Here is a 9702-nt window from a genome sequence, read left to right on the forward strand (position 1 = left end):
GTGTTAGTGATTAGACTGTAAAGTTAACCAGCGAACACATTGCCTTCTGGGTATTTAAGTTTAGACGGCTTTGGACGCGCTAACATGTATGCCAGCGTTAATGGGCCTATACGGCCTGTAATCATCACCACCACCATGATGAACTTTCCAGCTTCAGATAACTCAGCCGTTAATCCGCCAGAAACTCCGACAGTAGCAAATGCCGAGATGGTTTCAAACATGATAGAAACAAAGCTGGCTTTTTCCGTGATCATAAGAAGGAACATGGCGCATGTCAGCATTAAACCACTGACGACAATAATGGCTAAACACTTAGTGACGGTATTGGTTGCGATAGTGCGTTTAAACAAAGACACATGATTACGCTGACGTAAAAAAGACCAGGTTGCTGTCATCGCGACAACGGAGGTTGATACTTTGATACCACCGCCTGTAGAGGTCGATCCCGCACCAATTAGCATTAACAAGATCATGATTAATATCGTCGGGTGAGTGAGTTGTGATAAATCGACACTATTAAAGCCAGCGGTGCGCATGGTGGCAGACTGAAAGAAAGCCGCGAGCCATTGTTGGCCTGTGCTTAGACTTGTGCGCCATGGCTTGATAATTCTTCACAAAGCGCCATACCAAAACGGCCAAGCCCAATAACGGCAAATTGTTTTTCTTCTGGGTTCATAATTTAGTATCAAATAGAAAAGCATACCCAAAAATATGAGCTTAACCGCATGAATGCAATCCCAAAATCTTATTAATTTTGATGCTTATTGCCTTGTACGGAAATTTTTTTTGTACAAGAGTGATCCATTTCCTAATCTTAGTTGTACAAATGGTAAATCTTGTATAACTCAAAGGATAAAAGCTCATGGGTATTCCAGTAGGTGTAAGCGCATGTGTGATTGGCCAGAAAGTTCGTTTTGATGGCGGACACAAACGAAATATTTTTGTTGAAGAGCAGCTTGTTGACTACTTCGACTTTCAGCCAATTTGTCCTGAGGTAGGGATTGGTTTACCTGTACCGCGTCCGACTATACGTTTAATGAAAACAGAAGACGGTGAAGAACGCTTGGTCGGGACCAAAGATGCCACTAAAGACTTTACCGATGAAATGTTGATTTTTAGCGATAAGAAAATTCCGAGCCTTAATCAGCTTCGTGGTTATGTGGTATGTGCAAAATCACCAACCTGTGGCATGGAGCGGGTAAAACTGTATATGGAAAACGGCAACACGATTCCAGGTGGTACAGCGGGTGTATTTACTCGCAAATTAATGGAAGCCATGCCGTGGTTGCCGGTTGAAGAAGATGGCCGGTTACAAGATCCATACCTTCGCGAGAATTTTGTATTTCGAGTTTTCACCTTGAATGACTTTTACAACTGTATGGGGAATGAGCCTACTCGTGCCAAGCTAGTCAAGTTCCACTCACGGTATAAATTAGTCTTGATGGCACATAGCCCTGTCGCCTACAAATCACTTGGTCGAATGGTGGCTGAAATTGCAAACTGGGATTTGGATGAGTTCTATCACAGCTATCGTTTGCAATTCATGGAAGCCATAAAGAACCGTGCCAATCGTCGTAATAACACCAATGTATTAATGCACCTTCAAGGGTATTTCAAACGCGACCTCGATAAGCAGCAGAAAAAAGAATTAGCGGATCTGATTATGGATTACCGCATTGGTAACATGCCAATACTTGCTCCGTTGACCTTAATTAATCACCACTTACAGCAAAATCCTGATGTTTACTTGCAAACCCAAGTATTTCTAAACCCATACCCACAAGAGTTGAAGCTACGTTATGCCATGTAATACAAAAGCTGGTACTCAGCAAGTGGATGAGCGTCATCCAGAAAAGCCTTTGCATGCTATCAGTGAAGTGTCTGAAAAAACAGGTGTGAACTCGGTGACATTAAGGGCGTGGCAGAGACGCTATGGCTTATTGAATCCAACACGAACAGAAAAAGGCCACCGTTTATATTCAGAAAGCGATATTGAGCGGATTCAACTGATTTTAAGTTGGCTTGATAAAGGGGTTTCTATCGGCAAAGTGAAACCGCTATTAGAGCACTCACCAGCAAATATGGTGAGTGCAGAGGCGCTCGATATTACTTCTGAGGTGATAGAAAGCATCGATGCCTTTAGTAAAGAATCGCTTGAAAAAACAGTACAGCAACTCTTAAAAGAGTACCCATTGTCTGTACTGGAAAAGCAGTTTTTTTTACCCATACAGCAGCACTTAGATGGACTGGATACACCACTTTCAGATGCGCAACGTGCGTTTTGGCTTAGCCTTTGTCGTAAATGTTTAATCTCGACCGAAGCGCAGATTAAATCAACAGGGAAGCAACTCATTGTTGTCATGAGTTTTGATAATGAGGGTAGTTATAAATTACCGCTGGAGCTGTTAAGAGCAAAGCAGCAGGGACGGCGCACTTTCATGCTAGAAAACTATCACGGTAAGTTATTTGGGTTAGACAGAATGATAGCTCAAGTAAACGCTTGTTCTGTAGTAATAGTCGGAGAAAAAGCCTTACAGAATAAAGTCTTAAATGATCTTCTGACTTGGGTAACAAAGTCAGCTATCCCAATTAAAATTACCGGCACGATTAAGCAGATTCACCCTGATTTAGCGCGGCTAAGTTCGGATGACTCATTGCTAGAAAGGCAAGATACCGAGGTGAAGGCATGAGTAAATTAGTGTGGTTGCGCAATGATCTTCGTGTTGTTGATAACACGGCATTACTACAAGCATGCCAATATCGCCAAGCTTCTGAGCCAGTAATCGCACTTTATATTGCAACACCGATGCAGTGGCATGAGCACCATGAAGCGCCAATAAAAATTGATTTTATTCAGCGCCGCTTAGTTGAACTGAGACAGTCTCTAGCGGCATTGAATATTCCGCTAATTGTAAAAGAAGTGGCTGACTTTGCTGCTGTGCCAGCTTGTATCTTAGCGCTTACTCAGCAGTATCAGGTGGGTCATGTCTTTTGTAATAAACAGTATTTGATCAACGAAAACCAGCGGGATTTACGCGTTGGTGAGCAACTAGCCTCGCATTCTATCAAGCTAAGTGTGTTTGATGACGATTGCATCATTGAACCAGGACGAGTGCTCAATAAACAAGGCGATCCATTTAAAGTTTTTACGCCTTTTCGTAAAACATGGGTGCGTGTTTATCACGATCAAGTTGCTTCACGGGGAGTGCCACTTGTTCAACCTGCCCCCGAAGCCATTACTGATATTGATGCTAGAGACGATGATGTTATAGACGATAGAAGCAGATCCTTCGTCACAGCAGATTTACATTCACCTAGCGCCCTTCATTTTAGTTACCCCGTAACAAATAGTATTGATTGGGCTGTGGATGATGAAGCGATTCGCCAGCGTTTACTGACATTTTGCTACGAGAAAGCCATGAACTATCACGCTAACCGTGATTATCCCGCGATAGATGGCACCAGCTGTTTATCGCCTTATCTTGCGATAGGGGCACTGTCTCTTCGTCAATGTTTTCACACGCTAATGACAGAATACCCTGAGTGTTTAGAAAACCCAGAGTCAGGGGCGTTTACTTGGTTTAACGAATTAGTATGGCGTGAGTTTTACCGCCACCTAATGGATGCGCACCCTAAATTATGTCGTGAAGCGCCTTTTCATGATTGGACTAAGTTTGTCCGTTGGCAAAACGATGAAAACCACTTACGTGCATGGCAACAAGGTGAAACTGGTTTTCCGATTGTGGATGCAGCAATGAGACAGCTAAAAGCGACCGGATGGATGCATAACCGTCTTCGTATGATAGTCGCGAGTTTTCTTACCAAAGATTTGTTAATTCATTGGCAAGCTGGTGAGCAATGGTTCATGTCTCACCTGATCGACGGCGACATGGCATCGAACAATGGCGGCTGGCAATGGGCCGCTTCAACAGGCACAGATGCACAGCCATACTTTCGTGTATTTAATCCGACAATTCAAGGTCAACGTTTTGATCCAAAAGGTGAATTTGTTCGTAAATGGATAAAGGAATTGAAAGATGTTCCAGATAAATTCATTCACAGCCCACACCTTTGGCTAGGTGCACATACGCTGAGTTACCCCAGGCCAATAGTGGATCATAAACAAGCAAGATTGCTAGCGATTGAAACCTTTAAACGAGCCAATGAACAAGGGAAGTTACAGGGTAGCGTTTGATGGGAGTAGAGGGGGCTAATCAACCCCAATGATTGTTAGCCGTCAGAGGATAAGACCATGACTCTAAGCGTTATAGATAGTTCTGACCAAGTATTAGCAAACTTTATTGCGGTATACAGTCAGTTAGGAAAAGACAATTTAGTAGATTTAGAGGCTATCTATCACCCTAACATTGTATTTGAAGATCCAGCCCACCGAATAGAAGGCTGGGAAGCACTTCATGAGTATTTTGCACAGCTTTATAGCAACATCACGAGTTGTGATTTTCAGATTCACCATTCATTAGTAGATGAAAAACAAGCGTTTGTGCAGTGGACAATGACATTTTCGCATCCTGATATAGAGAAGGGAAAACCACGCACTGTTGAAGGTTGTACTCGGTTAGAGCTTGATAATGACAAGGTGGTCTTTCACCGTGACTATTTTGATCTAGGTGAAATGATTTATGAAGGCGTGCCGTTATTGGGCAAAGTGATCCGCCACATTAAGACGAGGTTAGGTCAATGAGTGTTAAACCCGTGGCTGATGTTTTGATTACAGGTGCGAGCTCAGGTATAGGTCTGCAACTCGCCCTCGATTATGCCAATAAAGGCATGCAGGTGATTGCCTGTGGACAGAGCCAAGAACGCTTAAATGCACTTTCAGCACAAAGCGATAACATACAAACGCTGGCGTTTAATGTGACCGATTTAGCAGCGACCCAAGCGGCGCTAGACACCTTGGTCGTACTTCCTAAGCTGATTATTTTAAACGCAGGCACTTGTGAATATATCGACAACGGTTGTGTCGACACCGCGTTATTTAAGCGTGTATTTGATGTGAATGTGTTTGGGTTACTTCATTGTGTAGAAGCTATGCAAGAACGTCTTGATAGCCAGAGTCATTTAGTTTTCGTGGGATCTACAGCCAGTTATATTCCTTTGCCTCGGGCTGAAGCTTATGGTGGTTCGAAAGCCGCGCTGAGTTACATTGCCCAAACCTTAGCGATTGATTTAGAACATAAAGGCATCAAAGTCACTTTGGTTAGCCCAGGTTTTGTTAAAACGCCGCTCACTGATAAAAATGATTTCCCTATGCCAATGCTGGTGACGCCTGAAGTTGCGTCTTCTTATATTCGTCAAGGCATCCAAGCGGGTAATAAAGAAATTCATTTCCCAAAAAAATTCAGCTTTATCTTAAAAACAATTGCGTTGTTACCTATGGGGTTACAGCAGTCAGTCATTAAACGTATGACAGGGAAGGCAGCATGAAAATAGCAATTATAGGTTCAGGGATTTCTGGGCTGACATCCGCTTGGTATCTACACCAAGACCATGACATTACTTTATTTGAAGCGAATGACTATATTGGTGGTCATACCGCCACTGTAGATGTAACTGTTGAGAGTGGCGAGTATGCGATTGATACGGGTTTTATTGTATTCAATGACCGTACGTATCCGCATTTTGAAAAGTTAATGGCCGAAGTGGGTATTGTTGGCCAACCAACCGAAATGAGCTTCAGTGTCCGTAATGAAGACACTGGACTTGAGTATAACGGTCATACAATTTCAACCTTGTTTGCTCAAAAGCGCAATTTATTCCGACCTTCGTTTTATCGCTTTTTGAATGAGATTTTACGCTTTAATAAACTGGCGAAAGTGGCAGCCAGTAAAGGTGACGGCAACCAGTCGCAAACACTAGGGGCATTTTTAGCCCACCATGATTTTAGTGATTATTTTGCGGTTAATTATATTTTGCCTATGGGGGCAGCAATTTGGTCGTCGACCCTGTCGGACATGCGTGGTTTTCCGTTAGGTTTTTTCCTGCGTTTCTTTTTAAATCATGGCTTACTGGATGTCACTAATAGACCGCAGTGGGCTGTCATTCCCGGTGGTTCACGTGAATACATTCGGAAAATGACACCCGCCTTTGAACAATCTATCGCGTTGAACACGCCTGTTCAGCAAGTAACTCGTCATACTGATGGCGTAACCGTGATAAGTGCGCGCGGAAAGGAACAGTTTGATCATGTTATTTTTGCTTGTCATAGCGATCAAGCCTTAGCCTTGCTAAGTGATAAAACCCAAGATGAAATTGATGTGTTGTCTGCCATGACTTATCAAGATAATGAGGTGGTACTGCATACCGACACCAATCTACTGCCTAAGTCGCGTACTGCATGGGCAGCATGGAATTATCATCTGCCGAAAAGTGATGATGTTACCGCGTCACTATCTGAAGACCCCCAAGGCATAGACGAGCGAAGCCAGCGTTTAGCTGCACTAACGTACAATATGAACATACTGCAAGGGATTGAGTCACCTGAAACTTTCTGTGTGACACTCAACCAAACTGACCGTATTAATCCAGATAAAATCTTGCGTACTTTTACCTATGCACACCCTGTATTTACAACTCAGTCCATTGCCGCGCAACAGCAACGCCCACGTATTAATGGCGTGGAGAATACATGGTTCTGTGGTGCGTATTGGTATAACGGCTTCCATGAAGACGGGGTAAGAAGTGCGTTAGATGTCGTGAATAATATTAACCTAATAACCATAGGGCAAGGTACTTCCAGTACGCAACGTCCACATGCTGCTGCCTTTCAAGCAACAGCCAGCGATTCAGGACAATTCTGATGGACAGCGCGATCAGAAAAACTATCACGAAAAGCGAAGCCTTAGCCTCGGACTTGTCTCAATCTGAGTTGGCAGTGCAGTCACGTAGCGGCATTTATGTTGGGACAGTGCGTCATCGCCGTTTTACGCCTGTGACACACAACTTTGAGTACCCGCTCTTTATGCCATTTTTTGATTTAGATGAACTGGATGAACTGACTAGTAAGGTCAAAGGATTCGGCTTTTCAAAATGGCACCCCGCACGATTTTTGGTAACAGATTACCTCAATGGTCAAGCGAGTAATGTTGCTGAACTCAAACAGGGCGCTCAAGACAAAATTGCACAACTAACAGGTGAGATGCTGACAGGGAAAGTCTTCCTGTTATGCCAGCTTAGGTACTTTGGTATCTATTTTAGCCCTCTTAATTTGTATTACTTGTTCGATGAGCAGGGCGAATGGCAGTACATGTTAGCAGAGGTGAGTAATACGCCATGGAACGAGCGCCATTACTACGCAATACCCGCCAAATCACGGTGGAAAAGCCGTTTATGGCAAGCTCCGAAAGCCTTTCATGTATCGCCTTTTAATCCGATGGAGCAGCAATATCACTGGCAGCTCAAACAACCGAGTGATCAACTACGTGTTCACCTTGAAGTCCACGGTGAAGATCCTGCGTGTGATAGGCCAACGATAGCTGATTCTGGCATAGTTCTTGATTCAGAAAAAGAAACAGAAGAGATCACAATAACGAAAATTTTTGATGCCAGCATGATGATGAAGCACGAACCATTCAGTTCATCTTCACTGCGAAAACAAATGATGGTAACTCCGATAATGACAGTCAAAGTGGTCATTGGTATCTATTGGCAAGCGCTCAAATTGTGGATCAAAGGGGTGAGTTTTCATGACCATCCTGAAAGTGCAGCATCAGAATTAAAAAAGTAAGGAATTACCCATGTTAAGAAGTGATATTAATCAACAATCAGCAAAAGTAACTCCGATGCAAAATGTTGCAAGGAAAGTCATTTTCAAAGTCTTAGAGCAGCTCAATGACGTGGGATTAACTATTATTGAGCGAGAAGGAGAAACGTATTTCTTTGGGGATAAGCAAGCCGAGTTACAAGCGCAATTAAGCGTTAATCATAGCGGTTTCTATAAACGCCTGCTTTCTGGCGGCAGTATTGCCGCGGGTGAAGCCTATATCGATGCATGGTGGGATTCACCAGACATTACTAAAGTGGTGCAAGTGTTAGCGCGAAATTTCCCCACCTTAGACAAGCTAGAAGCCAAGACGGGTTGGATGACACGGATAGGCGAAGTGCTGACTCATAAGTTACGCCGTAACAATAAGGATAATGCTCGTGATAATATTTCAGCTCACTACGATTTAGGTAACGCCTTGTACGAAACATTTCTCGACAAAGAGATGCTGTATTCAAGTGGGATTTATCATTCAGAGCAAGATTGTTTAGCGGATGCGCAATTCAACAAAATGGATCGCTTGTGTCAACAACTAGACTTAAGCAAAGACGATCACTTGCTGGAAATTGGCACAGGTTGGGGGGCACTAGCCATCCATGCTGCAAAGCACTATGGCTGCCAAGTTACCACGACAACCATTTCTAAAGAGCAGCACTTATGGGCTAAAGATCGGATTGAACAAGAAGGGTTAAGCGATAAGGTGACCTTGCTTCTTGATGATTACCGCGATCTAACTGGTGAGTACGACAAAGTGGTATCGGTCGAAATGGTCGAGGCTGTTGGCAAAGAATACCTCACTACCTATATAAAGAAATGTCAGTCATTACTGAAACCCAACGGATTATTGGCTATTCAGGCTATCACCATTGTTGATCAGCGCTACGAGAGCTATAGCCGTGGCGTTGATTTTATTCAAAAACATATTTTCCCTGGTGGATTTTTGCCGTCTGTCACTGTGTTGGCAGAGCAAATGACCAAGCACTCTGATTTTGTGATCCGAGATTTGAAAGACATAGGTTTGGACTATGCTCAAACTTTATCTGACTGGCATCAGGCGTTTAACCAACAAACCTCGCGATTGCATGAACTTGGCTATGACGAACGCTTTATTCGAATGTGGCGTTACTATTTTTGTTATTGCGAAGGTGGATTTTTAGAACGCAGCATTAGCACCATTCAGTTAGTGGCGAGTCGCCCGCAATGGCGTAGTTAACCGAAATATCGCAAACTGATAACGCACGTAGGTCATTCAGTCAGTTATTCAAGTGTGCCATTAATGGAGGCGGTATATGTCTTTAACTAAGAACTCGGGTTCAGAAAAACCAAGTAGTGACCGAAAAGATAAACTGCAATTTTTAATGGTAACGTGCGGCTTTAATCTGTACTGGATATTAGCGGTATGGGGGCAGTATCGCTTTATCTATCTATTGGTGATCATGTTGGTGGTGAGCTGGTGGTTTTTTTCTGTCAATTGGCGTTTTGTGGTATCCGCCAGCTTGATAGGAATAGCAATGGATGCCTCTTTATATCATACGGGTTTTTATCTATTTCCTGATGGGGGATTCCCGTTGTGGCTCATTTTGATGTGGCTCGGTTTCACTTCTTTTATGTGGATCAGCAGAAAAGTAATCCAATCCTATTCTTCCAACGTACTTATAGTATTAGGAAGTGTTGGTGGAATGTTGAGTTACATTGGAGGAAACCGACTACAAGCTGTTGAATGGCCGTTAGGTTGGGTAAATACGGCTTTGATGGTTGCTTTATGTTGGTTGGTTCTTTCTTACATCTTACTAACGCTTCTGAGTATGTTTTCAGCATCTCAGAGGTCATCATGAAGCAACTAATGGCTCTGTTCAGCAACTTAGTTGAGAGCCCAGCATCCAGCGATTCTCTCTGTGAATGTAGCCTTTGATAGTGAATCA

General features: G+C 43.2%; 9 protein-coding genes and 2 pseudogenes. 9 read left to right on the forward strand and 2 right to left on the reverse strand.

The genetic code is table 11. The annotated features are described in order from the left end of the window. Positions 1-23: 23 nt before the first annotated feature. Both ASV53_RS09240 and ASV53_RS09245 read right to left on the reverse strand, forming a co-directional pair. Positions 24-587: pseudogene (locus ASV53_RS09240) on the reverse strand (potassium transporter TrkG); the annotation flags it as partial. Further along, a pseudogene (locus ASV53_RS09245) lies at positions 584-676 on the reverse strand (potassium channel family protein); the annotation flags it as partial. The pseudogenes ASV53_RS09245 and ASV53_RS09240, both read right to left, overlap by 4 nt. 186 nt (positions 677-862) lie before the next feature. On the opposite strand from ASV53_RS09245, the gene ASV53_RS09250 reads away from it, so the two are divergent. The 9 genes from ASV53_RS09250 to ASV53_RS09290 all read left to right on the forward strand — a co-directional run bounded on the left by ASV53_RS09250 (position 863) and on the right by ASV53_RS09290 (position 9615). Continuing rightward, a complete protein-coding gene (locus ASV53_RS09250; protein ID WP_094956885.1) occupies positions 863-1810 on the forward strand; it encodes a YbgA family protein in 948 nt (315 codons plus the stop codon). After that, on the forward strand, positions 1800-2690 hold the full coding sequence (locus ASV53_RS09255) for a MerR family transcriptional regulator (protein WP_094956886.1): 891 nt from the start codon (positions 1800-1802) through the stop codon (positions 2688-2690). Before ASV53_RS09250 ends, ASV53_RS09255 begins: the two co-directional genes overlap by 11 nt. Next, on the forward strand, positions 2687-4195 hold the full coding sequence (gene phrB, locus ASV53_RS09260; RefSeq protein ID WP_094956887.1) for a deoxyribodipyrimidine photo-lyase: 1509 nt from the start codon (positions 2687-2689) through the stop codon (positions 4193-4195). The genes ASV53_RS09255 and phrB overlap by 4 nt, the downstream gene beginning before the upstream one ends. Positions 4196-4252: 57 nt before the next feature. Next, positions 4253-4702 carry a nuclear transport factor 2 family protein gene (locus tag ASV53_RS09265; protein ID WP_094956888.1) on the forward strand — a complete coding sequence of 150 codons (450 nt, stop codon included), beginning with the start codon at positions 4253-4255 and terminating at the stop codon, positions 4700-4702. An 11-nt stretch (positions 4703-4713) separates the two neighbouring features. After that, positions 4714-5445, forward strand: coding sequence for an SDR family NAD(P)-dependent oxidoreductase (locus ASV53_RS09270; protein ID WP_094956892.1), 732 nt, complete (start codon positions 4714-4716; stop codon positions 5443-5445). Next, positions 5442-6818: an NAD(P)/FAD-dependent oxidoreductase gene (locus ASV53_RS09275; protein WP_094956889.1), complete on the forward strand. Its 1377-nt coding sequence runs from the start codon at positions 5442-5444 to the stop codon at positions 6816-6818. Before ASV53_RS09270 ends, ASV53_RS09275 begins: the two co-directional genes overlap by 4 nt. A gap of 68 nt (positions 6819-6886) precedes the next feature. After that, positions 6887-7744: a DUF1365 domain-containing protein gene (locus tag ASV53_RS09280; protein WP_239928764.1), complete on the forward strand. Its 858-nt coding sequence runs from the start codon at positions 6887-6889 to the stop codon at positions 7742-7744. Positions 7745-7754: 10 nt separating this feature from the next. Further along, positions 7755-8993 (forward strand): SAM-dependent methyltransferase, encoded by a 1239-nt coding sequence (locus ASV53_RS09285; protein ID WP_094956891.1) that lies wholly within the window; start codon positions 7755-7757, stop codon positions 8991-8993. 76 nt (positions 8994-9069) lie between these two features. Next, on the forward strand, positions 9070-9615 hold the full coding sequence (locus ASV53_RS09290; RefSeq protein WP_062689265.1) for a DUF2878 domain-containing protein: 546 nt from the start codon (positions 9070-9072) through the stop codon (positions 9613-9615). The last annotated feature ends 87 nt before the right edge of the window (positions 9616-9702 follow it).

Origin of the sequence: Photobacterium sanguinicancri (assembly GCF_002265265.1) — a bacterium.
GTDB classification, from domain to species: domain Bacteria; phylum Pseudomonadota; class Gammaproteobacteria; order Enterobacterales; family Vibrionaceae; genus Photobacterium; species Photobacterium sanguinicancri.